A 23412-nucleotide genomic window follows, 5' to 3' on the forward strand; every position below is an offset into this window, starting at 1 on the left:
GCCGGGGCGGATATCCGGTAAGGAATGCGCGGGGGTCCGGAAAAACGATCACGGCGGACACCGATTGGCGAAGATCAATTCCCGATTCGACTCGAACGTGTCTCCGGGGCCCTGAACGGAGTAGCGAAAGTTCATCGCTTCGAAGCAGGCAAACCGGGACTTTCGGCCCCTGGAGGGCCGGTCGCGGCGGCGGTAGCGTACTCGTTTCGGCTTCCTCGAAGAACGGCTCCGACCTGCGAATACCGTCCTCCACTACCCCTCCGCAGCACGTTCCCGATGGAGTTGTCAAGCCCCGAGATATGCCCTGACCTGCGAAAACGCCATTCAGAACCCGCAGTTTCCGTGTTAGACTGGATAGCCACGGAAGGGGTACCTGTCACATGACGTTCAAGGTTGGCGACACCGTGGTCTATCCCCATCACGGGGCCGCGCTGATCGAGGCTATCGAAACTCGTCAGATCAAAGGCGTGGACAAGACCTACTTGGTGCTGAAGGTCGCCCAGGGCGACTTGACGGTACGTGTGCCAGCGGACAATGCGGAGTTCGTCGGCGTGCGTGATGTGGTCGGTCAGGACGGGCTCGACCGGGTCTTCGAGGTGCTGCGCGCGTCGTACGCCGAGGAGCCCACGAACTGGTCGCGCCGTTACAAGGCAAACCTGGAGAAGCTCGCCTCCGGCGATGTCATCAAGGTCGCGGAAGTGGTCCGTGACCTGTGGCGTCGGGAGCGTGAGCGCGGACTCTCCGCAGGTGAGAAGCGCATGCTCGCCAAGGCTCGCCAGATCCTGGTGAGCGAGCTCGCACTCGCGGAGAACACGAACGAGGACAAGGCCGAGGCCCTGCTCGACGAGGTTCTCGCGTCCTGATACGCGCGACTGCCGCGTATGGAAACAATGCCGTAGTGCCCGCTGACCCTCACGGTGTCGCCGGGCACTGCGGCATGTTCGTACCCATGTCCCCACCGCACGCCCGGGCCGGTACTCGACTGCTCGATACCCGTACTGCTTGGCGTGCCGGGCCCGGGCAATCTGGCTCGACCAGGACTGTCACGGAAGGGCCCTGTCAAGGCGTCGCGCCCGGCATGCTGTGGCCATACCCACCTCTCCCGAGCGCACAAACCTGAACGGAACCGATGTCTGACGAAACGCGTCCCGTAGGCAGCGCAGTACGCACCGCGGCCGTGATTCCGGCCGCTGGACGGGGCGTGCGCCTCGGTCCGGGTGCTCCCAAGGCGCTGCGCGCGCTGAGCGGTACTCCGATGCTGATCCATGCGGTCCGGGCGATGGCGGCGTCCCGCGCCGTCTCCCTCGTCGTGGTCGTCGCGCCGCCCGACGGCGCCGCCGAAGTGAAGTCCTTGCTCGCCGATCACGCCCTGCCCGAGCGCACCGACTTCGTCGTCGTGCCCGGCGGGGAGAGCCGGCAGGAGTCGGTGCGGCTCGGGCTCGCGGCGCTGCCCGCCGGGATCGACATCGTGCTCGTGCACGACGCGGCCCGGCCGCTCGTGCCGGTCGACACGGTCGACGCGGTCATCGAGGCCGTACGGGACGGGGCTCCGGCCGTTGTTCCCGCGCTGCCGCTCGCGGACACGGTCAAGGAGGTCGTGCCGTCCGCCGACGGTTCGCCCGAGCCCGTCGTGGCGACGCCCTCGCGGGCCAAGCTGCGGGCCGTGCAGACGCCGCAGGGGTTCGACCGGGAGACGCTCGTGCGGGCGCACGAGACGGTGACCGAGGATGTGACGGACGACGCCGGGATGGTCGAGCACCTCGGCCACCAGGTGGTCCTCGTGCCCGGGCACGAGGAGGCGTTCAAGGTGACGCGGCCGCTCGATCTGGTGCTGGCCGAGGCGGTTCTGGCCCGGAGGAGGGCGAACGATGGCTTCTGAGGGGTCCGGGATCGCGGGTGTCGTGCTGCCGCAGGTCGGCATCGGGACGGACATCCATGCCTTCGAGGACGGGCGTGAGCTGTGGTGTGCCGGGCTGAAGTGGGAGGACTCCGGTCCGGGGCTCGCCGGGCACTCCGATGCGGATGTGGTGGCGCATGCGGCCTGCAACGCGTTGTTCTCGGCTGCCGGGCTCGGTGACCTGGGGCAGCACTTCGGTACGGGGCGGCCGGAGTGGTCCGGGGCGAGTGGGGTCGTGCTGTTGGCCGAGGCGGCGCGGATCGTGCGGGATGCGGGGTTCGTGATCGGGAACGTGGCCGTGCAGGTCGTCGGGCCGCGGCCCAAGATCGGCAAGCGGCGGGACGAGGCGCAGAAGGTGTTGTCGGAGGCGGCCGGGGCGCCGGTGTCCGTGTCGGGCGCGACGACGGACGGCCTCGGCTTCCCGGGCCGTGACGAGGGCCTGATGGCGGTGGCCACGGCGCTGGTGGCTCGCGCCGGGACCTGACCCGTGGCGGGGGCCGTCGTTGCTTGTTGCGCGGCACCGGGGGCCGCCTTGCCCACCCTGCCGCCCTCGGCGGCAGATTGCCCAAGGTGGTGGCGGGGTCGGCCGTCTCGGGTGGGGAGCCGTGGTGGCGGCAGATTGTTGGCCGCGGGGTGCGGCACCCCGTGGGGCCTACGCCCCTGGAGGGGGCGGGTGGGCGGGGGTACGGGCGCATCGAGTCCGGTAGGCGTGTGGGCGTATCGAGCCCCGCCGGCGATTGAGGCGCGGGGGTCGGGGCGGAGCCCCGAGGCCGTGGTGGCGGTGGGGTGGAGGGGCCCGTGGGCTTGTTGCGTATGGGTTGCAGTTAGCATGGGTGGGCAATGAGAGGTCGGTCGGGCTGAGGCGGCGATGGGTGAATACGTGATCCGCGTGGCCGGGGACGGCGACGTGGACGAGGCCCGTGCCGTCATGCTGGACACCGTCTACCGCGACCTGCGCTCCGGGTACGTGCCGCGCTGGCACGCCGACATCATCGACCCGGTCGCCCACTACCTGCGCCCCGAGCGGTGCGTCCTGCTCGTCGCCGAACACCGCGAGAGCGGCGAGATCGCCGCCACCGGCGCCGTCCGCGACCGCGGCCCCGCCGCCCCGCCCAACCCCCAGTGGGTCGCCGACCGCTTCCCCTCCGGTTCCACCGCCCAGCTGTGCCGGATCTACGTACGCCCCGAGCACCGCAGGAACGGGCTCGCGCGGGACCTCGTGCGGGAGCTGACCGGCTTCGTGGCCGGGGTCGGCGGGTACGAGGCGCTCTATCTGCACACCGACCCCGCCGTCCCCGGCGCCGAGCCCTTCTGGCGCTCGATCGCCCAAGAGGTGTGCGACGAGCGGGAGTTGCCGGACGGCGGCCAGGGCATCGTGCACTTCGAGCTCCCGCTGCCCGCGCCGGTCCCCGCGTCCGTCGGCTGATGCGGCGCCGCGGCCTTCTGCTGGCGGCGGCCGGGATCGGGCTGACGTCCGCCTGCGGCTCGTTCACCGGGACCGCGCGCCGCGGCCGGATCGCCGTCGACCTCGCCTTCGCGCCCACCCAGGGCCTCTCCCCGTACACCGACGACGGCCTGCTGCTCAGCCGGCTCGCCGTCGTCGACGGGCTCACCCGCATGGACACCGCCGGCGTCGTGCACCCCGCGCTCGCCGAGAAGTGGACCCGGACGTCCGCCACCACCTGGGAGTTCACGCTGCGCGACGCCCGGTTCCAGGACGGCGGACGGGTCACCGCCGACGCCGTCCAGCACGCGCTCACCCGGGCGGGGCAGGCCAAGACGCAGCCCCGCGTGCTCAGCGACATGCGGCTCACCGCGCGCGCCACGGGGGAGCGGACCGTCCGGATCACCACCGGCACCGCCGACCCGCTGCTGCCCGCGCGGCTCGCCAACCCGTCGCTCGCGGTCTTCTCCCCGGCCGCGTACGGCAAGAAGGGCGGCGGTGTCGACCCCGTCGGGACCGCCACCGGCCCGTTCGCGCTGACCGAGGTGAACGGGGCCGTGTCCGCGACGCTCGACCGGTTCGACGGGCACTGGCGCGGGAAGGCCGCGGCGCGCGGCCTCGACGTCTCCTTCGTCGCCGACAACAACGCCCGCGCCAACGCGCTGCGTTCGGGGCAGATCGAGATCGCCGAGTTCGTGCCCGCCGCGCAGGCGCTCGTCCTCGGCGACCGGGCGCGCAAGGTCGCCACCGTCCGCACCACGACCCTGTACCTGAACACGCGCACCGGCCCGCTCGCGGACCCCGCACTGCGCGCCGCCGTCCGCGAGTTCGCCGACACCTCCGCGCTCGCCCGCAGCGTGTACGAGGGGTACGCCACGCGGGGCACGGGCCTGCTCGGCCCCGGTTTCGCCTGGGCCGACGGAAAGCAGCTGCCCGTCACCGGCCGGGCGAAGGCGGCGAAGCCGCACGGGCAGACGCTCACCCTCGCCACGTACACCAACCGCGCCGAGCTGCCCGAGGTCGCCGCCGCGCTCCAGCAGCAGCTGCGCGGCGCCGGGTTCGCGGTGCGGCTCGTCGTGAAGGACTACGCGCGCCTCGAATCGGGCGCGCTCGACGGGGAGTACGACGCGTTCCTGATGTCCCGGTCCACCGCACTCGACACCGGCGACCCGGTCTCGTACTTCGCCTCCGACTTCACCAGCGGGGGCAGCTTCAACATCTCGCAGCTGAGGGACGGCCGCGTCGACTTCGCCGTGCGGGAGGCCGCGGGGCTCGAAGGGGCGGCGCGGCACCGGGCGATGCTGCGCGCCGAGGCCGCGATCCTCGGCACCGACGCGGCCGTGCCGATCGTCCACGAACAGCATCTGCAGGGCGTCGGGGCCGGGGTGCGCGGGGTCGTCCTCGACCCCTATGAGCGACAGTTCGTCGGTCTGGAGACGCACGCCTGATGAACCGTGCCGGCAATCGCCTGTCCGTGACGGTGGGCCGGGTGGGCGCCGCCGCCGGGCTCCTTGTGCTCACCGCGCTGCTGCCGTGGCTGACCCGCACCGACCCCGCGCTCACGGTGCTGCACGCGCGCTACGGGGACGCGCCCACGACGCCGAAGCAGCTCGGCGAGGTGCGGGCCCAACTCGGCCTGGACCAGGGGCCGTTCACGTTCCTCGGCCAGTGGCTGCGCGGGCTCGCGCACGGGGATCTCGGGGCGTCCTGGGTGACCGGCGCCGATGTCGCCTCCGACGTGGGCTCCGCGTTCTGGGTGTCCGTGTCCCTCATGGCGTACGCGATGGTGGTCGCGGTCGTCCTGGCGGTGGCGCTGTGCCTGCCGACGCTCCGGCGCGCGCGGCCCGAACCCGCGCACGGGGTGGGAGCGGGAATCCTCGCCGCGCTCCCCGAATTCCTGCTCGCCTCCGTCCTCGCCACGCTGTTCGCCGTGCGCCTCGGCTGGTTCCCGGCGCAGGGCTGGGCCTCGCCCGCGTCCGCCGTGCTGCCCGCGCTCGCCCTCGGCATCCCGGCAGGGGCCGTGCTCGGGCGGCTCGCCCAGGACGCGCTGCCCGCCGCGTTCGCCGAACCGTGGGTGCGCACCGCGCGGGCCAACGGCATGCCGCGCTCGCGCATCGCCCGGCACGCGGCGCGGCGCGCCCTGCCCGCGGTGCTGCCGCAGGCGGGCCTCACGGTGGTCGGGCTCACCGGGGCCGCGGCCGCCGTGGAGGCGGTCTTCGCGATCCCGGGGCTCGGCGGCACGGCCGTCGCCGCCGCGCTCGACCTCGACCTGCCGCTGCTCCAGGGCTGCCTGCTGGTGCTGCTCGCGCTGGGCGTGGTGGCGGCCGTGGCCGTGGGCCTCGTACGGCGCCGGCTGCTCGGTCCCGCGCTCGAAGCGGGCGCGCTGCCGGGGCTCGCGCGGGTGCGCGGGGGCGGGCGCGGGCGGCTGTACGCCGCCGGGGCGCTGGTTGCCGTGCTGCTCGCCGTCATCGCCTGGGGGCTGACCCGCGACCCGCTCCAGGTCGACCTCGCCGCCAGGCTGGCGGGTCCCTCCGGCACGCACCCCTTCGGCACCGACGCGCTCGGCCGCGACGTCCTCGCCCGGCTCGGACACGGGGCGCTGCGCACGCTCGCCGTCGCGGCGGCCGTCTGCGCGGTGTGCTTCGTGGTGGGCGTCGGGCTCGGGCTCATGCGGTGGACGGCCGGGCTCACGGAGGTGGCGAACGCGATGCCCGCGATCCTGGCGGGTCTCCTGGTCACCGGCCTGTTCGGGGCGGGGGTCGCCGGGGCCGCGGTCGCCGTCGCGGCGGTCGGATGGGCGCCGCTCGCCGCGCACACGGCGGCCGTCGCGGAGGCGGAGCGGGGGGCCGGGTACGTGGTCGCCGCGCGTGCTTCGGGGGCCGGGCGGTGGCAGGTGCTGCGGCGCCATGTGCTGAGCGCGGTCGTGCCGACGGTGGGGCGGCACGCGCTGCTGCGGCTCGCGCCGACGACCCTGGCGCTTGCGTCCCTGGGTTTTCTGGGGCTCGGTACGCAGGCGCCCACGCCGGAGTGGGGGCGGTTGCTGATGGAGAACCTGCCGTACGCGGAGCGGGCGCCGTGGTCGGTCCTCGCGCCTGCGGTGGGCCTCGCCGGCGTGGGGGCGGTCGTGGTGCTGGTGTCGTCCGGGGTCTTCGGGCGGCGACGGTGACCGGCCACGGGGCTCCGCCCCGGACCCCCGGGAGCGCAACGACGGTGCTGCGGGGACTGCCGGGATACCTCCGCCTCCTCGCCGGCACCCAACTCGCCTTCAACATCGGCTTCTACGCCGTACTGCCCTACCTCGCCACCCACCTCGCCGACACCATCGGACTCGCCGGCTGGGCGGTGGGCCTCGTGCTCGGGCTGCGGACCTTCAGCCAGCAGGGGCTCTTCGTGGTCGGGGGCGCGCTCACCGACCGGTTCGGGCCGCGCCCCGTCGTGCTGGCCGGGTGTCTGCTGCGGATCGCCGGGTTCGTGTGGCTCGCCTTCGCGGGCAGCACGGTCACCGTCGTCGCCGCGGTCGTGCTCGTCGGGTTCGCCGCCGCGCTGTTCTCGCCGGCCGTCGAGTCGGAGGCCGCCCGGGAGGCCGTCCGTCACGAGCACGCGACCGGTGAGCCGCGCGCCCAGGTGCTCGGCGTCTTCTCGGCGGCCGGGCAGGCAGGCGCGTTCCTCGGGCCGTTGCTCGGCACGGCGCTGCTGTACGCCGGGTTCCGGGCGGCGTGCCTGGCGGGCGCGGTCGTCTTCGTGGGGGTGCTCGCCGGGCACGCGCGCCTGATGCCGCGCCGCGAGCCGGTGCGCACCCGACGCATGCGGGGCGCCCGCACGGTCTTCGCGAACCCCCGCTTCCTCGCGCTCTGCCTCGCGTACAGCGGCTACCTCATCGCCTACAACCAGCTGTACCTGGCGCTGCCCGTCGAACTCACCCGCGCCACCGGTTCGCAGGACGCGGTGGGCCTGCTCTTCGCGCTGTCCTCGCTGCTCGTCGTCGGCGCCCAGCTGCCCGTCACGCGCTGGTCGGCGGCCCGGATCGCGCCGCGGACCGCGCTGACCGCGGGCCTGCTGCTGGTGGCGGCGGGGTTCGCGGCGGTCGCGGCCACGTCCCCGTACCTCCCGGACCGCACCCCGTACGCGCTGCTGCCCGCCTGCGCGCTGGTCGTGCTGCTCACGCTGGGCCAGATGCTGCTCGTCCCGGCGGCGCGCGGGCTCGTCCCCGATCTGGTGGACGAACGGCATCTGGGCCTCGCGACGGGGGCGCTGTCCTCCGTGTCGGGCCTTGCCGTGCTGGGTGGGAGCGCGGCGACGGGCGCGCTCCTCACGCTCCCCGCGCCCGTCCTGTGGTCGGCGCTCGCGGTGGTGCCGCTGGCGGCGGCGGGGCTCGCCCGTTTCGTGACACCCGTGCGAACAGAGCGACGAAATACCGGCCCGCTCGGGTGCGTTCCCGGAGGATCGGGTACGCGCCAACCGTCCCCCGAGAAGGAGTGAGGCCATGTCAGCCCAGCTGTCCGACGAGCTCAAGGCACTGCTCGACAGCAAGGTCTTCATCGCTGTCGCCACCATCCAGCCCGACGGGAGTCCGCAGGTCTCCCCGGTGTGGGCCAAGCGGGACGGTGACGACGTCCTGTTCTCCACGACCGTGGACCGCCGCAAGACGAAGAACCTGCGGGCGGACCCGCGGGTGACGGTGATGGTGCAGCCGGCCGACAACCCGTACGCGTACGCCGAGATCCGCGGCACGGCGGAGATCACGACGGAGGGCGGTCAGGCCCTCATCGACGAACTGTCACTGAAGTACACGGGCAAGAAGTACGCCGACTTCAACCCGACGTCATCCCAGGACGCCGAACGGGTGGTCGTCCGTGTGCGGGCGCGAAAGGTCGTCGGGCGAGTCTGACCACATCAAGCCCCTGCGGCGATTGAGCAGCGGGGTCCGGGGCGGAGCCCCGTGGCCGGGGCCCGGGGAGGGGTCGCAGGGGCGGGTGGCCCGGGCGATGGCCCGGTACCGGCCGGAGGCCATGGCACGGGTCCGGGCCTACTACCCTGGAGGCGTGACTATTCGCCTGTACGACACCAGCGCCCGGCAGATCCGTGACTTCGAGCCCCTCACACCGGGCTGTGTCTCGATCTACCTGTGTGGCGCCACCGTCCAGGCGGCCCCGCACATCGGCCACATCCGGTCGGGGCTCAATTTCGACATCATGCGCCGCTGGTTCGCGTACCGCGGCTACGACGTCACGTTCGTGCGCAATGTGACGGACATCGACGACAAGATCATCAAGAAGGCCGAGGAGCAGAACCGGCCCTGGTGGTCGATCGGGTACGAGAACGAGCGCGCGTTCAACGACGCGTACACCGCGCTCGGCTGCCTCCCCCCGACCTACGAGCCGCGGGCCACCGGCCACGTCACCGAGATGGTCGAGATGATGCGCGGCCTCATCGAGCGCGGCCACGCGTACGAGGCCGACGGGAACGTCTACTTCGACGTCAGGTCCTTCCCCGGCTACCTGGAGCTGTCCAACCAGGAGCTCGACAACCTGCTGCAGCCCTCCGGCGAGGGCGAGACCGGCAAGCGGGACCCGCGCGACTTCGCCATGTGGAAGGCCGTCAAGCCCGGCGAGCCCAGCTGGGAGACGCCGTGGGGCCGGGGCCGCCCCGGCTGGCACCTGGAGTGCTCGGCCATGGCCCACAAGTACCTGGGCACCGCCTTCGACGTGCACGGCGGCGGCATCGACCTGATCTTCCCGCACCACGAGAACGAGATCGCGCAGGCCAAGGCCTTCGGCGACGACTTCGCGACCTACTGGGTGCACAACTCGTGGGTCACGATGTCCGGCGAGAAGATGTCGAAGTCCCTCGGGAACTCGGTCCTCGTCTCCGAGATGGTCAAGCACTGGCGGCCCATCGTCCTCCGCTACTACCTGGGCACCCCGCACTACCGCTCCACCATCGAGTACAGCGAGGACGCGCTGCGCGAGGCCGAGTCGGCGTTCGGCCGGATCGAGGGCTTCGTGCAGCGGGTGACCGAACTTGCGGGCGGCACCGTCGCGCCCGCCGCCGAGGTCCCCCCGGCGTTCGCCGACGCCATGGACGACGACCTCGGCGTCCCGCAGGCGCTCGCCATCGTGCACACCGCCGTACGGCAGGGGAACTCCGCCCTCGCCGCCGACGACAAGGAAGCCGCCGTCGCCCGCCTCGCCGAGGTGCGCGCCATGCTCGGCGTCCTGGGCCTCGACCCGCTCGACGAGCAGTGGGCGGGAGCGTCCGACAACAGCGGCGAGGACCTGCACGGTGTCGTCGACCACCTCGTGAAGCTCCTCCTGGAGCAGCGCGAGGCGGCCCGCGCCCGCAAGGACTGGGCCACCGCCGACGCCATCCGCGACCGGCTCAAGCAGTCCGGTCTGAGCATCGAGGACAGCCCCTCGGGGCCGCGCTGGACGCTCGGCTGAGGACCGCTGAGCAGCCGAATGTGCCGCCCGGCGCTCCGGGCGGCACACTTCATAGACGTACGCACACATCCGTAGACGCAGTCGTAAGAGACAGGTAGGTCATGGCCGCCAACAGCAACCGCCGCATGTCCGGCAAGAAGGGCGCGCAGGTGGGCAGCGGTGGCAACCGGCGCCGCGGCCTCGAGGGCAAGGGCCCCACGCCGCCCGCCGAGATGCGCAAGGGCCACGCCAAGCAGCGTGCCGCCAACGCCAAGGCCAAGCGCGCCCAGAGCCGCCCGACGAGCCGCACCGGCGGCCCGCGCGGCAAGTCCACCGCCGAGATGGTCGTCGGCCGCAACCCGGTCGTCGAGGCGCTGCGCGGCGGCGTGCCCGCCACGACCCTGTACGTGCAGCAGTTCATCGACAACGACGAGCGGGTCCGCGAGGCCCTCCAGGTCGCCGGTGAGCGCGGCGGGATCCACCTCATGGAGGCTCCGCGCCCCGAGCTGGACCGCATGACCAACGGCCTCAACCACCAGGGCCTCGTCCTCCAGGTCCCGCCGTACGAGTACGCGTTCCCCGAGGACCTCGCCGCCGCCGCGTACGACGAGGGCGAGGACCCGCTGATCGTCGCGCTCGACGGGGTCACCGACCCGCGCAACCTCGGCGCCGTCGTCCGTTCCGTCTCCGCCTTCGGCGGCCACGGCGTCGTCGTGCCCGAGCGGCGCGCGGCCGGGATGACGGCCGGCGCGTGGAAGACGTCGGCCGGTACCGCGGCGCGCACGCCGGTCGCCCGCGCCACGAACCTGACCCGCGCCCTGGAGCAGTACAAGAAGGCGGGCATCGCGGTGGTCGGCCTCGCCGCCGACGGTGAGCACACCGTGGGCGACCTGGAGGCCCTCGGCGGTCCCGTCGTCATCGTCGTCGGCAGCGAGGGCAAGGGCCTGTCCCGCCTGGTCGGCGAGACCTGCGACTACCGCGTCCGCATCCCGATGCCGGGCGGCGCCGAGTCGCTGAACGCCGGTGTCGCCGCGGGCGTCGTGCTCTACGAGGCGGCCCGCCGCCGCGCCTGATCCGCGCCCCGCCGTCCGGGCCCGCGGGCCTGTCGTTCGACAGGCCCGCGACCTTGACGGGGCCCGGACATTTCGGTGGGGCCGAGGCAGTGTCCTAAACACACATCACTCGGTTAGATGAGTGTGGACACCAGAACGCCCCGCACACCCTCGGGTGACCGCACGTCGGGATTCGACGACGGTCCCGCGCTGAGCATGGTGAAGGTTCCGTGCGATCCGGCGCAGGTCATCGTCAACCACGCGAGTTTCCGCGTGCAGCTCCCCACGGCGCAGCAGTCGCAACTCCCGCGCATCTCACGGCACTTGAGCGCCACGGGCGTGGCCGGAGCCGACGCGGCGACCACCCGCATTCCCGTCATCACCGCCGCAGGGACGCCCGGCGCCAGGCGGCGCCGCCCCGTCGTCAGAGCCGGCGGAGGCCTCGACACCAGCGGGCTCCTGCAGGGCGCGCGCCGCTCCGGAGAACCGGACGACGGCGGCGCCACCCAGGTCATCCCGCGCGTGGACGAGCGCGACTTCGCCGACGACCTCGGCCTCTACCGCGACTCGCCCACGGACGGGTCCACCCAGGAGACGCCCACCGTCGGCCCCTGGCAGGGCGGGGCGGACACGCCCACGCGGATCCTGCCGCGCATGCGCCAGTCCGGCAGCGCCTTCGAGGAAACCGGCGAGCTCGAGCAAGTCCCGTACGGGGACGACGAGTTCGACGTGCGGATCGGCTCGCCGGACGGCGGCAGGGACGGCGGCGCAGACGGCGAGAGTACCGCCGCCCGCCGCTACGGCCCCGTCCGGCACGCCTACTATCCCGGCCGCCGGATGAACCTCGGCGTCGTGCTGCTCCCGCTGCGCGTCTTCCTCGGCTTCATCTCCATCTACGCCGGCATGGGCAAGCTCTGCGACCCCGTCTACTTCGACGGCGGAGAGCGCGGCTCGATGGTCAAGTGGCTGCACTCGCTGCACCCCTGGGCCCTCGCCGAACCGCTCCGCGACTGGGCGCTCCAGCACCCCGTCGGCGCCGGCCTCGTGATCGCCTTCCTCCAGGTCATCGTCGGCGTCCTCACGGTCCTCGGACTGTGGCAGCGGCTCGCCGCGAGCGTCGGCGCGCTGCTCTCCGCGGCGCTGCTCGTCACCGTCAGCTGGAAGACCGTCCCCGCCTACGACGCGCCCGACATCATCTACCTCGCCGCCTGGTCCCCGCTGATCATCGCGGGCGCCCCCGTCTACTCCATCGACGGAAAACTCGCGGGCGGCGCCTGGCGGCGGCTCGGACCGCGCGCCGCACTGTGGGACCTGCGCAATTACGTACTGCGCCGGGGCACCGTCGTCGCGACCCTGGTCATCGGCGGCACGCTGCTCATCGGCTCCGTCCTCGGCGGCGCCGTCCGCGACGCCGACCGGGTCACCGCCCCGGGCCCCGGCGACGCGCCCCGCAACGAGGTGCCCGGCTCCCCGCTCCCCTCGGAGCCCGGCAGCAGCTCCCCGCAGCGCCAGCACACCCGGAGCCCGTCGGCCTCGTCCTCCGGCGCGCCGTCGCAGGGCGCCACGGCGAGCCCGTCCGGCTCTCCCAGCTCCGCCGGGGCGACCGCGGGCGCGAGCGCCACGAGCGGCACCAGCGGCACCACGACGACGCCGACCCAGGGCACCACCGCGGGCCAGGCCCCGCCCCAGCAGTCGGCGCCGCAGCAGCAGCCGCCGTCGAGCTCCGGCGGCTCCCCGAGCTCGGGCGGCACGTCGTCCGGCGGCCAGGACAGCCAGAAGCCGGGCCTGGTGGGCGGCCTGCTGGGCGAGTAACGCGCGCCTCCTCCCCTTACGCCGATGGGGCCCCGCACGCATCACGTGCGGGGCCCATCGGCGTGCCGGAAAGGCCCTCAACGGCCCTGTGCGGAAAGCTCCTTCGCGGCCTCCGTGAGGTCCTTCGCCGTGTCGATCGCCCGCCAGTACGCGCCCTGCGGGAGCTGGAAGCCGGCCAGCCGCTTGGCGCGGGCCAGCCGCGGGAACGTGGTGCGCTCGTGGTCCCCGAGGTCCGGCAGCAGCGAGGCGAACTCGGCAGCGAAGACGTACACGCCCGCGTTGATCAGATACGGCGACGGCGGCGCCTCGATGAAGTCGGTGATGTGGCCGAACGCGTCCGTCTCCACGGCGCCCCACGGGATCCGCGGGCGGGCCAGCGCGAGGGTCGCGGTCGCCTCCCGCTCATGGTGGAAGTCGGCCATCTCGCGCAACGAGAACCGCGTCCAGATGTCGCCGTTCGTGGCGTACCAGGGCTGTTCCTGGTGCGGCAGGTGCGCGGCGGCGTACTTCAGACCGCCGCCGCGGCCCAGCGGCTCCTTCTCGACGACCGTGGTGACCCGCAGCGGCAACTCCGCCCCGTCGAGCCACTCCTGGAGCACCTCGGCGAGATGCCCGCAGGAGACGACCGCGTCGGTGACGCCCTCCTCGGCGAGCCAGGTCAGCTGATGGCCGATGATCGGCGTGCCCGTGCCGGGGATCTCCACCATCGGCTTGGGCCGGTCGTCGGTGTACGGACGCAGCCGTGAGCCCTGACCGCCGGCCAGGACCACGGCCTGGGTGGGGCGGTGGGGATACGGAAGCGGGCCGTGCGCGGACGGTTCAGCGGTCGTCATGACCGGAACTGTACGTGCGCACGGCCCGCGGGAACGCCAGCGGCTCGGCGGTCGAGCGCGGCTCGGGACCGGTTCGCGGCCTCGGGGCCGGTCCGGTGCTCAGGCCCGGAAGCCGGCCACACCCGAGGCGAACGAGGTGTCACAGACGGGACGGGCGAACGACTGCGCGCGTGCGGGTCCGTACGTCTCCACGGCGGCCCGGCCGAGCGCCTTGGCGATCGCCATGCAGTGCCGGGCGAGCGAGGGGCGGCGGTCGATCTCCTGCTGGAGATGCGTGAGTGCAACGCCGGGGTTGTCCTCCTGGAGTTCGAGGAGAAGGCGGTCGCGCAGCACGTCCTGGGGGGCGCGCGACTTCGCACGCTTGGAGACGTCCTGTGAGGAGGCCGTGAGAACCGATTCCGAGGAACTCCCCGACCAGTTGACTCGGGTGACCGCGAGCGTCCCGGAGAGCACCAGCATCACCGGCAGGACGAAGGCGAGCGTACGGGCGGCGCGGCGGGCGGGGCCCCGGCCCCGGGCTCGGCGCGACTTCTGGGTGTAGTTGGCAGAGTGCGTCACGCGAGTGAGCGTAGCGCTCGGTGATGATTTGGCGACATTTGGTCACTCTGATGAGGGACGAGCAAAGAGGTTTTGTTGCATACGCGTTGACGAAGCAGGGCCAAATGCCCGAGTTGCCAGGGTATTTGTCGACAATGGCGAGCGAACGCGCGAGGGCCCCGCACCGAAGTGCGGGGCCCTCGCGGTTGGTTGCGCGAACCCCGGGCCGTCAGGCGGGCCGTCGGTCGGCAGGCCGTCAGTCGGAGAGGCGCTCGCCCGTGGAGGTCGAGAACACGTGGGTCTCACCGGCGCGCGGCACGACGTGCAGCTGGGCGCCCTTCTCCGGCACCTGGCGGCCGTTCACGCGGACGACCAGGTCCTTGTGCTCGCCACCGACCTCGGCGGCGCCGTAGACGTAGCCGTCGGCGCCGAGCTCCTCGACCACGTTCACGGAGACCGCGAGGCCGGCCGGGGCGTCGGAGACGTCCTTGGCGAGGGACTTCGCGGCGTCGCCGTTCGTCTCGACGATGTCGAAGTGTTCCGGGCGGACGCCCACGGTGACCGTGGTGTCGCCCTTGTCGGAGGCGGCCTTCAGCGCGTCGCGGTTGACCGGGACGACGGAGTTGCCGAACTTCACGCCGCCGTCGGTGATCGGGACCTCGACCAGGTTCATGGCCGGGGAGCCGATGAAGCCGGCGACGAAGAGGTTGGCCGGGCGGTCGTACATGTTGCGCGGGGTGTCGACCTGCTGGAGCAGACCGTCCTTGAGCACCGCCACACGGTCGCCCATCGTCATGGCCTCGACCTGGTCGTGGGTGACGTAGACGGTGGTGATGCCGAGGCGGCGCTGGAGCGACGCGATCTGCGTACGCGTGGACACACGGAGCTTGGCGTCGAGGTTCGACAGCGGCTCGTCCATGAGGAACACCTGCGGCTCACGCACGATCGCGCGGCCCATCGCCACACGCTGGCGCTGACCACCGGAGAGGGCCTTCGGCTTGCGGTCCAGGTACTCGGTGAGGTCGAGGATCTTCGCGGCCTCTTCGACCTTCGTCCGGATCTCCGCCTTGTTCACGCCGGCGATCTTGAGCGCGAAGCCCATGTTGTCGGCGACGGACATGTGCGGGTACAGCGCGTAGTTCTGGAACACCATGGCGATGTCCCGGTCCTTCGGAGGCAGGTGCGTGACGTCGCGCTCGCCGATGCGGATCGCACCGCCGTTGACGTCCTCGAGACCCGCGAGCATCCGCAGGGAGGTCGACTTTCCGCAGCCGGACGGGCCGACGAGGACGAGGAACTCGCCGTCCTCGATCTCGATGTCCAGGCCGTCGACCGCGGGCTTGGTGGACCCGGGATAGACACGGGTCGCCTTGTCGAACGTGACAGAAGCCATGGCTGTGAAGCCCCCTTCACCGGCAGGAACGTGCCGGACGATCCGAGTAAAGGTGGTGGCCGTCGGGGCGCGGCTTGCGCCACGACGGTGAAGCACTGGTGTAGTCCACGCGAGTGAACTGCTCGGACTTTAAGCGGCGGGCAGTGGGTTTGTCAGTACCCCGGACCACGCGACCTTCGAGGAAATTTTCGAGGGACGCGCGGCTGACGTTGGTTACACTGCTCGGGCTGCCTCCTTAGCTCAGATGGCCAGAGCAACGCACTTGTAATGCGTAGGTCGTCGGTTCGAATCCGACAGGGGGCTCCGGAAAAGCCCAGGTCACGTGCAGTGAGCCTGGGTTTTTTTATCCGTGGCGTCCGCTCGGGGGAGATCACCGCATGAAGCGCGTTCTGGCCGCTCTTGTCACCGTTTCCGTGCTCGCCGTGCCGTTGGCCGGGTGCAGCAGTTCGTCGAAGAGTGTCAGCGGCACCGTCGTCAGCAAGAACACGGACCGCGAGTGCAAGACGAAGAAGAAGGGCTCGAAGCGGACCCGCAGCTGTCACACCGAGTACGAGCTGCAGGTCCGCGCCAAGGGCGGAGACCAGGAAGAGGTCGACGTCAGCCTCGGCGACTACAACCAGTGCGCCGAGGGAGCCAAGTATCCGAAGTGCACGCGGGGCTAGGGCCTGATCCAAACGACAGGCCCTAGGAGCTAGCGGCCCGCGACCTTGTCCGCCCATCGCGCGAGGCGTGACGAGTCGGACGAGTGGGTGGTCAGTTCGCGGCGGTCCGCCGCGTAGTACGTGGCGTACATGCCGTGGACGCCCAGCCAGCGCAGGGGTTCCGGTTCCCACTTGCGGACCTTGTGGTTGGCCCAGGGGAGCGTGGTGAGGTCCGTGGAGCCCGACTGGCCGGAGTCCTGCTGGACGAGGTCGCGCAGGGTGCGGGCGGCCAGGTTGGTCGTGGCCACGCCCGAGCCGACGTAGCCGCCCGCCCAGCCGAGGCCCGTCGAGCGGTCCAGGGTGACGGTGGCGCACCAGTCGCGGGGGACGCCGAGGACGCCGGACCAGGCGTGGTCGATGCCGATGCCGGTGAGCTGGGGGAAGAAGCGGGTCAGGATCTCGTAGAGGGCGTCGATGGTCTTGGGCTGGGTGCGGCCGTCGTTGTCCGTGCGGGAGGCGTAGCGGTAGGGGACGCCGCGGCCGCCGAGGGCGATGCGGTCGTCCGCCGTGCGCTGGGCGTACATGTAGGCGTGGGCCATGTCGCCGAGGGTTTCGCGGCCCTCCCAGCCGATCGACTCCCATTGGGCCGCCGACAGCGGTTCCGTCGCGATCATCGAGGAGTTCATCGGGAGCCAGGTGCGGCGCTGGCCCTTGAGGGAGGCGGTGAAGCCCTCCGTGCAGCGCAGGATGTACGGGGCGCGGACGGTCCCGTACGGGGTGATCGCGTGCTTGGGCTTGATCTCCGTGACGGGCGTCGACTCGTGGATCGTCACGCCCAGGGCCTCCACCGCCGCCGCCAGGCCCTTGAGGAGTTTCACCGGGTGCAGGCGGGCGCCGTGCGGGGTCCAGGTGGAGCCGACGGCGCCGGCGACGCGGATGCGGTCGGCGGTCTCGCGGGCGCCGTGCAGTGTGCGGTCCTTCTCACCGTAGGTGAGTTCTGTTTCGTGGAAGGACTTCAGGCGGGCCAACTGGGCCGGGGTGTACGCGACTTCGAGTACGCCGCCGTGGTGGATGTCCGCGTCGATCGATTCGGCGCGGGCGACGTCGATGACCTCGGACACCGTCTCGTTCATGGCCTGCTGGAGGCGGACGGCCGCGTCGTGGCCGTGGAGTTTGGCGTAGCGGTCGCGGCCCGCGATGCCGTTGTAGAGCCAGCCGCCGTTGCGGCCGGAGGCTCCGTAGCCGCAGAACTTCTGTTCAAGGACCGTGATGCGCAGGAACGGGGCGGCCTTCTTCAGGTAGTACGCCGTCCACAGGCCCGTGTAGCCGCCGCCGACGATGACGACGTCGGCGTTCGCGTCGCCGGGCAGGGGGTCGCGGGTGAGCGGGATGCCGTCGTCCGCGTACCAGAACGATATGCCGCCGTTGATCGTGCCGGTGGTGTCGCGGGGGCCACCGGGGCCGCTGATGCCGTTGCTCATGGCGCGGGACGTTACTGGGCGGCGACGGAATGCGGGAGGGGGGAGGTGATGGTTTCGTGGCATATGTCGCCTGTGAGGTGGTCACGGGATGAGCGCGGGGCGAGCGGGAGTCGGATCGTGAGCGCAGGAGCCAGGGGTTCGGGTCGGCTGCGGGCCGCCGCGGTGGCGGTCGTGCTGCTCGGGGCGGCGGCCACGGCCTGCGGCGATGAAGGCGGTGGTGACGCTGGCGAGACCTCGGCCCCGGCCTCCGCGAAGGCGACCCCCTCCGTGAAGCCGGCCGAGGACGCCGACGAGCTGGCGGAGCTCCACGCGCGCGTGGCGGGCGACGACGTGATCGTCGTGGGCGACGCGGAGGCCCGGCACACGGTCAAGGTGTACGAGGACCCGCGCTGCCCCTACTGCAAGAAGTTCGAGCAGGGCGGCGCCCGGGCGCTGACGGGGCCGGTGAAGGACGGCGACGTGAAGGTCGAGTACGTCATCGCCTCGTTCCTCGACGAGAACCTCAACGGGCACGGCTCGGTGAAGGCCGCGAACGCGCTGCGCGCCTCGGTGACGGCGGGGAGGTTCCCCGTCTACCACTCCGCCGTCTTCGCCAACCAGCCCGCCGACGAGACCACGGACGCGTACACGGACGACTTCCTGCTGAAGATCGCCGGTACGGTCGACGGGCTGCGCTCCGGCACGTTCGACGGCGCGGTGAAGGACATGAAGTACCAGAAGTTCGTGGACGCGGCGATGAAGAAGTTCCGCGCCGATGGCGTCGAGGGCACGCCGACGGTCTACGTGGACGGCGAGAAGGTCACCCCCGAGAAGGCGATGTACGACGAGGACGCGTTCGGGAGGGTGCTGGAGGACGCGGGTGTCCCCGGAAATTGACGGGCCCCGGGGGCGGGGCAGGACTTAGGGCTTGTCGTTTGGATCAGGCCGGGCTCGCGGGGCCTGGCACGCACGCTCGCGGCGTTGTCGTCGGTCGACGACGCTCCGCGTCGCCTCCCTCCTCCGCCTTGCGATCGCACGCACCAGGCCCCGCTCCCTGATCCGGCCTGATCCAAACGACAAGCCCTAGGGTTGCGGGCGTGATCGACGTACCGGTGGGCCTTGTTGAGTCGCAGTACGAGTACGCGGGGGAGGCGGGCCGCGCGTTCGTCGCGGCGCTGCCCGCGCGCGTGGAGGAGTTCCTGGAGCGCTGGGATCTGACGGTCGACGGGCCGCTGATGCACGGGATGGCCGCGCTCGTCGTGCCCGTGGTGGGCGGCGGGGGTCCCGCGGCCCTCAAGTTCCAGGTGCTCGACGAGGAGACCGAGGGTGAGCCGGTCGCGCTGCGGGCGTGGGACGGCGACGGCTCCGTGCGGCTCCTCGCGCACGACGGCGGGACGGGCACGATGCTGCTCGAACGGCTCGACTCCGACCGGATGTTGAGCAGCGTCGAGGACTCCCGCAAGGCCGTCCTGGTCATCGCCGAGCTGCTCGCGCGGCTCACGGCCGGGCCCGCCCCCGAAGGCATGCGGCGGCTCTCCGACATCGCCGCGCGGATGCTCGCGGACGCCCCGGAGGCGCTCGGCCGGGTGGCCGATCCGGCGGCGCGCGCGCTGCTCGCCGACTGCACGGCCGCGGTGCGGGAGGTCGCGGACGAGGTCGGGGACCGGCTGCTGCACTGGGACCTGCACTTCGACAACGTGCTGGCCGCTGGGCGTGAACCGTGGCTCGCGATCGACCCGAAGCCGCTGGCCGGGGATCCCGGCTTCGACCTGTGGCCCGCGCTGAACAACCGGTTCGAACCGGACGAGGCGGAGTGGCGGTTCGACGCGATGAGCGGGGTCCTCGGTCTCGACCGGGAGCGGGCGCGGGCGTGGACGCTGGGCCGGGTGCTGCAGAACGCGCTGTGGGACATCGAGGACGGGCGGGAGCTCGGCGCGGTGGACCTGGAGATCGCGCGGCGGCTGCGGGGGCGCGCCGCTCAGTAGCGCCGTCTCACCGGTCAGTCCCCGGCGGCCGGATGTCGGTGGCGCCGATTAGTCTGCCGCCATGATTCGAACCGCCACCCCTGCCGACGTCCCCGTCATCCACACCATGGTCCGCGAGCTCGCCGACTACGAGAAGGCGCTGCACGAGGCGCGGGCGAGCGAGGAGCAGCTGCGCGAGGCGCTCTTCGGCGAGCGCCCGGCGGCGTACGCGCACATCGCCGAGGACGCGGAGACCGGCGAGCCGGTCGGTTTCGCGCTGTGGTTCCTGAACTTTTCGACGTGGCGCGGCGTGCACGGCATCTACCTGGAGGACCTGTACGTGCGTCCCTCGGCGCGCGGCGGCGGCCATGGCAAGGCGCTGCTCACGGAGCTGGCGCGGGTCTGCGTGGAGCGCGGCTACGAGCGCCTGGAGTGGTCGGTGCTGAACTGGAACGCCCCGTCCATCGCGTTCTACGAGGCGATGGGCGCGCGGCCGCAGGACGAGTGGACGGTGTACCGGCTGACGGACGAGGCGCTGAAGTCGGTGGGCGCGGCCTAGGGTGGCGTGCCCACTCATTCTCTGACTAGAGTCAGAGGATGAGTGAGGGTGAGGACGGCGGCGTCGGCGACGTCGCGCGGGTACGGCGGTTCAACCGTGTGGTCACTGAGCGCGTCGGCGTGCTCCAGGAGCGGTTCCACGGCACGGAGCGGCCCTACGGGCAGGCCCGGCTGCTGTGGGAGATCGGTGAGGTCGGGGCGCCCCTTGACGTGCGCAAGCTGCGGGAGCGGCTCGGGCTCGACTCCGGGTACGTCAGCCGGCTGCTGCGCGCCCTGGAGGCGGACGGCCTCGTGGTGGTGGAACCGCTGGAGAGCGACCGCCGGGTGCGCACCGCGCGGCTCACGGAGCGCGGACGCGCCGAGTGGGACCTGCTCGACCGGCGCAGCGACGAGGCGGCGGGCTCGCTGCTGGCCCCGCTGAGCACGGCGCAGCGCGGTCGCCTGGTTGCCGCCATGGCCGAGGTGGACCGGCTGCTCACGGCGGGCACGGTCACGCTGGACGACGTCGCCCCGGACCATCCCGATGCCGAGCTGTGCCTGCGTGGCTACTTCGCCGAGCTCCAGGAACGGTTCGACACGGGCTTCGATCCGGCGCGGAGCCTGCTGCCCGATGCCGGTGAACTCCGGCCGCCGCGTGGTCAGTTCGTCGTGGCGAGGCTGCACGGGGAGCCGGTCGGGTGTGCCGGGCTCAAGCTTCCGGCGGGCGGGGCGGCCGAGGTGAAGCGGATGTGGGTGGCGCCGCGGGTCAGGGGGCTTGGGCTCGCGCGTCGTTTCCTGGCGGAGCTGGAGGGGCGGGCTGCTCGGCACGGTGCGGAGCTTCTTCGGCTCGATACCAATAAGGCGCTGCCCGAGGCGGTTGGGCTGTACCGGGCGTATGGGTTCGAGGAGGTTGCGGCGTTCAACGACGAGCCGTACGCGCACCATTGGTTCGAGAAAAGGTTGCGCTGAGGCGGCGTTGACGCCTCGGGGCGCTGCCCCGGGCCCCGCGCCTCAATCGCCGGCGGGGCTTGAAAGGCTCGATCGTCGGCGGGGCTTGAGTGGCTCAGCTTGGGAGCAGGATGACCTTGCCCGTTGTGGCGCGGGTCTCCAGGGCGTGGTGGGCGGTGGATGCCTCGGTGAGGGGGAAGGGGTGGACGGCGGGGGTGAGGATGCCGCGGGAGGCGTGGTCGAGGGCGGCGAGTTCGAGGGTGCGTATCGGGTTGGTGCCGCCGGCTTTGCGCATCATCGCCGGGCCGAGGACCTGCTCCTGGGTGAGGCCGCGGCGGGCGAGTTCGGCCTCGTCGAGGAGGTGCGGGCCCTCGTCGGCGGCGATGCCCTGGGCGGACCAGCCGAAGATCAGGTGGTGCCCGCCGGGGCCGAGGAGGTCGAGGGCGGGCTCGGTCGTCGGGCCGCCGACCCCGTCGAACAGGACGGTGGCGTCCCGGTCCCCGAGGAACGCGCGCGCCGCGGCGGGCCAGTCGGGGTCGTCGTAGTCGAGGGCGAGGTCGGCGCCGTTCGCCAGGGCGGCCGCTGTCTTCGCCGGGCCGCCCGCCAGGGCGATCACGGTGCCGCCCGCGTGCTTCACGTACTGCACGAGGAGCGTGCCGATGCCGCCCGCCGCGGCCGGGACGAGCGCGACCGTGTCGGGGGTGACGGTGGTGAAGTTCAGGATGCCGAGCGCCGTGCGGCCCGTGCCGATCATGGCGACGGCGCCCGCCGGGTCCAGGCCCGCCGGGATCTCGTGGAGCCGGTCCGCGTCCGTGACGGCGAGCTCGGCGTAGCCGCCGGGGACCATGCCGAGGTGGGCGACGACGTGCTTGCCGAGCCAGCCGGGGGCGGTGTCCGGGCCGAGGGACTCGACGGTGCCGGCGACCTCGCGGCCGGGGATCGTGGGCAGTTCGGGGAGGGCGGGCAGCGGGCCCTGGACGCCGGAGCGGATCGCGGTGTCCAGCAGGTGCACGCCCGCGGCCGCGACCGCGATCCGCACCTGCCCGGGGCCCGGTTCGGGGTCCTCGGTCTTCTCGTACGTGAGGTTCTCCGCGGGGCCGAAGGCGTGCAGGCGGATGGCGTGCATGACAGCTCCAGGTGGGCGGGGTGCGATCCCTGGCGGGCGGGTTTCGGTGACCTGCGCCAGTCTTCGACCTCAAGCTCGGTTGAGGTCAAGGCCGCGGGTGCGGGCGGGCCGCCGCAGCGCCAGCGTCGTCGCCTCGATGGCGCTGGTGAAGGAGACCTCGCTGAGCACGCCGGGCGCCGCCACCATGTCGCCCGCCAGATAGACGCCCTCGCCGCGGTCGATCGAGGGGCGGTCCCGCCAGGTCGTGCCGGGGCGGTCGAGGGCCCCTGTGCGCCCCTGGGCGACGGCGTCGCGCCGCCAGGTCGTGCGCTCGCGCCAGCCGGGGAACGCGAGGTCGAGCAGTCCGTCGGCGCGCGCCGCACCGTCCGCCCTGGACTCGTCGGGCGCGATCGGGACCTGGCCCTGGACCAGGCTCTCGCCGTGCGGGGCGAGGGACCTGTCCTGCGCGGTGAACCGTTCGATCCAGGCCGGGAAGTCGAGGCCCGACACCGCGAAGGCGTCGCCGCGCCGGGTGCGCACGGCCAGGTCGATCAGCGTCGTACGGCCACTGTCCCAGGTCAGGGAGGGGTCCTTGAGGAGCCTGCGGGCCGCGTCGAGCGAGGTCGCGACGACGACCGGGGTGCCGGTGGGCAGGGTGTCGATCCGGCTCAGGGTCTCCATGCGCACGCCGAGGTTCCACGCGCGCGACGCCATCCGGTCGACGACCGTGGACCAGCCGCCGACCGGGTACCGCGCCTCGGGCGGCACCTTGGCGGTGCGGCGCAGGCGCTCCTGGACGAAGCGGGCCGAGAGCGATCCGGGGTCGTGGTGGAACAGGGCGACGGCCGTGTAGTGGGCGGCGGCGCGGGCCGCGTCGGGACCGGCCAGACGGGTGGCCCAGGTGGTGAAGTCCTCGTCCACGGGCGCGCTTTCGGGCTTGTGGCGCAGGAGGCGCAGGAGCCCCGCGGGCGGGGTGCGGCGCAGCGCGCCGTCGCGGTGGAAGCGCAGCCGGGCGCCTTCGAGCGGCGGGATCGGGGCGAGCGGTCCGAGCAGTTCGCGCTGTCGCAGCCAGGTCCAGTGCGGGCCGCCGTTGTAGAGGGCGTGCGGGCCCTCGTGGGTGAGGTGGGGGCCCTCGGCGGTGCGGGCCCGGCCACCGAGCGTGTGGTGCGATTCGTGCAGGGTGACGCGCGCGCCCGCCTCCGCCGCGGTGATCGCGGCGGTCAGCCCGGCGAACCCTCCGCCGATGACGGTGAGGGCGGGGGTGGGGTGACGCATGGGTGCTCCTGAGTACGTGATCGGGGCGTGCGGACGGCCTTCACGGATACGACGTCCGGGTCGGGCGCGGATGTGACATCGCGCCGTTTGCGCAG

At 72.6% G+C, this 23412-nt stretch carries 22 protein-coding genes and 1 tRNA gene; 17 read left to right on the forward strand and 6 right to left on the reverse strand.

The genetic code is table 11. The features are described 5' to 3' along the window. The first annotated feature begins 380 nt into the window (after positions 1 to 380). The 11 genes from ACIA8D_RS20550 (at position 381) to ACIA8D_RS20600 (ending at position 12624) form a co-directional block, all read left to right on the forward strand. On the forward strand, positions 381 to 863 hold the full coding sequence (locus ACIA8D_RS20550; protein ID WP_266712542.1) for a CarD family transcriptional regulator: 483 nt from the start codon (positions 381 to 383) through the stop codon (positions 861 to 863). A gap of 266 nt (positions 864 to 1129) precedes the next feature. Further along, on the forward strand, positions 1130 to 1879 hold the full coding sequence (ispD, locus tag ACIA8D_RS20555; protein WP_399234078.1) for a 2-C-methyl-D-erythritol 4-phosphate cytidylyltransferase: 750 nt from the start codon (positions 1130 to 1132) through the stop codon (positions 1877 to 1879). After that, positions 1869 to 2381: a 2-C-methyl-D-erythritol 2,4-cyclodiphosphate synthase gene (gene ispF, locus ACIA8D_RS20560; RefSeq protein ID WP_399234080.1), complete on the forward strand. Its 513-nt coding sequence runs from the start codon at positions 1869 to 1871 to the stop codon at positions 2379 to 2381. Before ispD ends, ispF begins: the two co-directional genes overlap by 11 nt. Before the next feature lie 384 nt (positions 2382 to 2765). Beyond that, positions 2766 to 3323, forward strand: a complete 558-nt coding sequence (locus ACIA8D_RS20565; protein WP_399234082.1) for a GNAT family N-acetyltransferase — start codon at positions 2766 to 2768, stop codon at positions 3321 to 3323. Beyond that, positions 3323 to 4789 carry an ABC transporter substrate-binding protein gene (locus ACIA8D_RS20570; protein WP_399234084.1) on the forward strand — a complete coding sequence of 489 codons (1467 nt, stop codon included), beginning with the start codon at positions 3323 to 3325 and terminating at the stop codon, positions 4787 to 4789. Before ACIA8D_RS20565 ends, ACIA8D_RS20570 begins: the two co-directional genes overlap by 1 nt. Further along, positions 4789 to 6507 carry an ABC transporter permease subunit gene (locus ACIA8D_RS20575; protein ID WP_399234086.1) on the forward strand — a complete coding sequence of 573 codons (1719 nt, stop codon included), beginning with the start codon at positions 4789 to 4791 and terminating at the stop codon, positions 6505 to 6507. The genes ACIA8D_RS20570 and ACIA8D_RS20575 overlap by 1 nt, the downstream gene beginning before the upstream one ends. A 44-nt stretch (positions 6508 to 6551) precedes the next feature. After that, entirely contained in the window at positions 6552 to 7820 is a 1269-nt protein-coding gene (locus ACIA8D_RS20580; protein ID WP_399234088.1) for an MDR family MFS transporter, read from the forward strand. A gap of 4 nt (positions 7821 to 7824) precedes the next feature. Further along, the gene (locus ACIA8D_RS20585; protein ID WP_399234090.1) at positions 7825 to 8229 is read left to right on the forward strand and encodes a PPOX class F420-dependent oxidoreductase; all 405 of its coding nucleotides are present in this window, start codon (positions 7825 to 7827) and stop codon (positions 8227 to 8229) included. A gap of 154 nt (positions 8230 to 8383) precedes the next feature. Further along, positions 8384 to 9781, forward strand: coding sequence for a cysteine--tRNA ligase (gene cysS, locus ACIA8D_RS20590; RefSeq protein WP_399234092.1), 1398 nt, complete (start codon positions 8384 to 8386; stop codon positions 9779 to 9781). Positions 9782 to 9882: 101 nt separating this feature from the next. Next, on the forward strand, positions 9883 to 10833 hold the full coding sequence (gene rlmB / locus ACIA8D_RS20595) for a 23S rRNA (guanosine(2251)-2'-O)-methyltransferase RlmB (RefSeq protein ID WP_399234094.1): 951 nt from the start codon (positions 9883 to 9885) through the stop codon (positions 10831 to 10833). 123 nt (positions 10834 to 10956) lie between these two features. Then, positions 10957 to 12624: a DoxX family protein gene (locus ACIA8D_RS20600; RefSeq protein ID WP_399234247.1), complete on the forward strand. Its 1668-nt coding sequence runs from the start codon at positions 10957 to 10959 to the stop codon at positions 12622 to 12624. Between the two features lie 77 nt (positions 12625 to 12701). On the opposite strand, the gene ACIA8D_RS20605 is transcribed toward ACIA8D_RS20600, so the two are convergent. The 3 genes from ACIA8D_RS20605 to ACIA8D_RS20615 form a co-directional block, all read right to left on the reverse strand. Then, the gene (locus ACIA8D_RS20605) at positions 12702 to 13457 is read right to left on the reverse strand and encodes an NDP-sugar synthase (protein ID WP_399234096.1); all 756 of its coding nucleotides are present in this window, start codon (positions 13455 to 13457) and stop codon (positions 12702 to 12704) included. A 99-nt stretch (positions 13458 to 13556) separates the two neighbouring features. Continuing rightward, positions 13557 to 14015, reverse strand: coding sequence for a hypothetical protein (locus ACIA8D_RS20610; protein ID WP_399234097.1), 459 nt, complete (start codon positions 14013 to 14015; stop codon positions 13557 to 13559). A 235-nt stretch (positions 14016 to 14250) separates the two neighbouring features. After that, entirely contained in the window at positions 14251 to 15387 is a 1137-nt protein-coding gene (locus ACIA8D_RS20615) for an ABC transporter ATP-binding protein (RefSeq protein ID WP_399234099.1), read from the reverse strand. Positions 15388 to 15616: 229 nt separating this feature from the next. On the opposite strand from ACIA8D_RS20615, the gene ACIA8D_RS20620 reads away from it, so the two are divergent. Together ACIA8D_RS20620 and ACIA8D_RS20625 are read left to right on the forward strand one after the other, a co-directional pair. Further along, positions 15617 to 15690, forward strand: a tRNA-Thr gene (locus tag ACIA8D_RS20620). A gap of 74 nt (positions 15691 to 15764) precedes the next feature. Beyond that, entirely contained in the window at positions 15765 to 16049 is a 285-nt protein-coding gene (locus ACIA8D_RS20625; protein WP_399234101.1) for a hypothetical protein, read from the forward strand. A gap of 29 nt (positions 16050 to 16078) precedes the next feature. Here ACIA8D_RS20625 and ACIA8D_RS20630 read toward each other — a convergent pair whose 3' ends face one another. Beyond that, positions 16079 to 17509 carry an NAD(P)/FAD-dependent oxidoreductase gene (locus ACIA8D_RS20630; protein ID WP_399234103.1) on the reverse strand — a complete coding sequence of 477 codons (1431 nt, stop codon included), beginning with the start codon at positions 17507 to 17509 and terminating at the stop codon, positions 16079 to 16081. 117 nt (positions 17510 to 17626) lie between these two features. Between ACIA8D_RS20630 and ACIA8D_RS20635 the strand changes: the two genes are divergently transcribed. The 4 genes from ACIA8D_RS20635 (at position 17627) to ACIA8D_RS20650 (ending at position 20958) form a co-directional block, all read left to right on the forward strand. Further along, positions 17627 to 18385, forward strand: a complete 759-nt coding sequence (locus tag ACIA8D_RS20635) for a DsbA family protein (protein ID WP_399234105.1) — start codon at positions 17627 to 17629, stop codon at positions 18383 to 18385. Between the two features lie 170 nt (positions 18386 to 18555). After that, positions 18556 to 19473 carry an aminoglycoside phosphotransferase family protein gene (locus tag ACIA8D_RS20640; RefSeq protein ID WP_399234249.1) on the forward strand — a complete coding sequence of 306 codons (918 nt, stop codon included), beginning with the start codon at positions 18556 to 18558 and terminating at the stop codon, positions 19471 to 19473. Between the two features lie 61 nt (positions 19474 to 19534). Beyond that, positions 19535 to 20011, forward strand: a complete 477-nt coding sequence (locus ACIA8D_RS20645; RefSeq protein ID WP_399234107.1) for a GNAT family N-acetyltransferase — start codon at positions 19535 to 19537, stop codon at positions 20009 to 20011. A 38-nt stretch (positions 20012 to 20049) separates the two neighbouring features. Further along, positions 20050 to 20958, forward strand: coding sequence for a GNAT family N-acetyltransferase (locus ACIA8D_RS20650; protein WP_399234109.1), 909 nt, complete (start codon positions 20050 to 20052; stop codon positions 20956 to 20958). A 94-nt stretch (positions 20959 to 21052) separates the two neighbouring features. Here the strand turns inward: ACIA8D_RS20650 and ACIA8D_RS20655 are convergent, their stop codons facing one another. Together ACIA8D_RS20655 and ACIA8D_RS20660 are read right to left on the reverse strand one after the other, a co-directional pair. After that, positions 21053 to 22063, reverse strand: a complete 1011-nt coding sequence (locus tag ACIA8D_RS20655) for a zinc-binding dehydrogenase (RefSeq protein ID WP_399234110.1) — start codon at positions 22061 to 22063, stop codon at positions 21053 to 21055. Positions 22064 to 22132: 69 nt separating this feature from the next. Continuing rightward, positions 22133 to 23317 carry an NAD(P)-binding protein gene (locus tag ACIA8D_RS20660; protein ID WP_399234112.1) on the reverse strand — a complete coding sequence of 395 codons (1185 nt, stop codon included), beginning with the start codon at positions 23315 to 23317 and terminating at the stop codon, positions 22133 to 22135. Positions 23318 to 23412: the final 95 nt, after the last annotated feature.

The sequence above is a fragment of the Streptomyces sp. NPDC051684 genome (assembly GCF_044453445.1).
Lineage (GTDB): Bacteria > Actinomycetota > Actinomycetes > Streptomycetales > Streptomycetaceae > Streptomyces.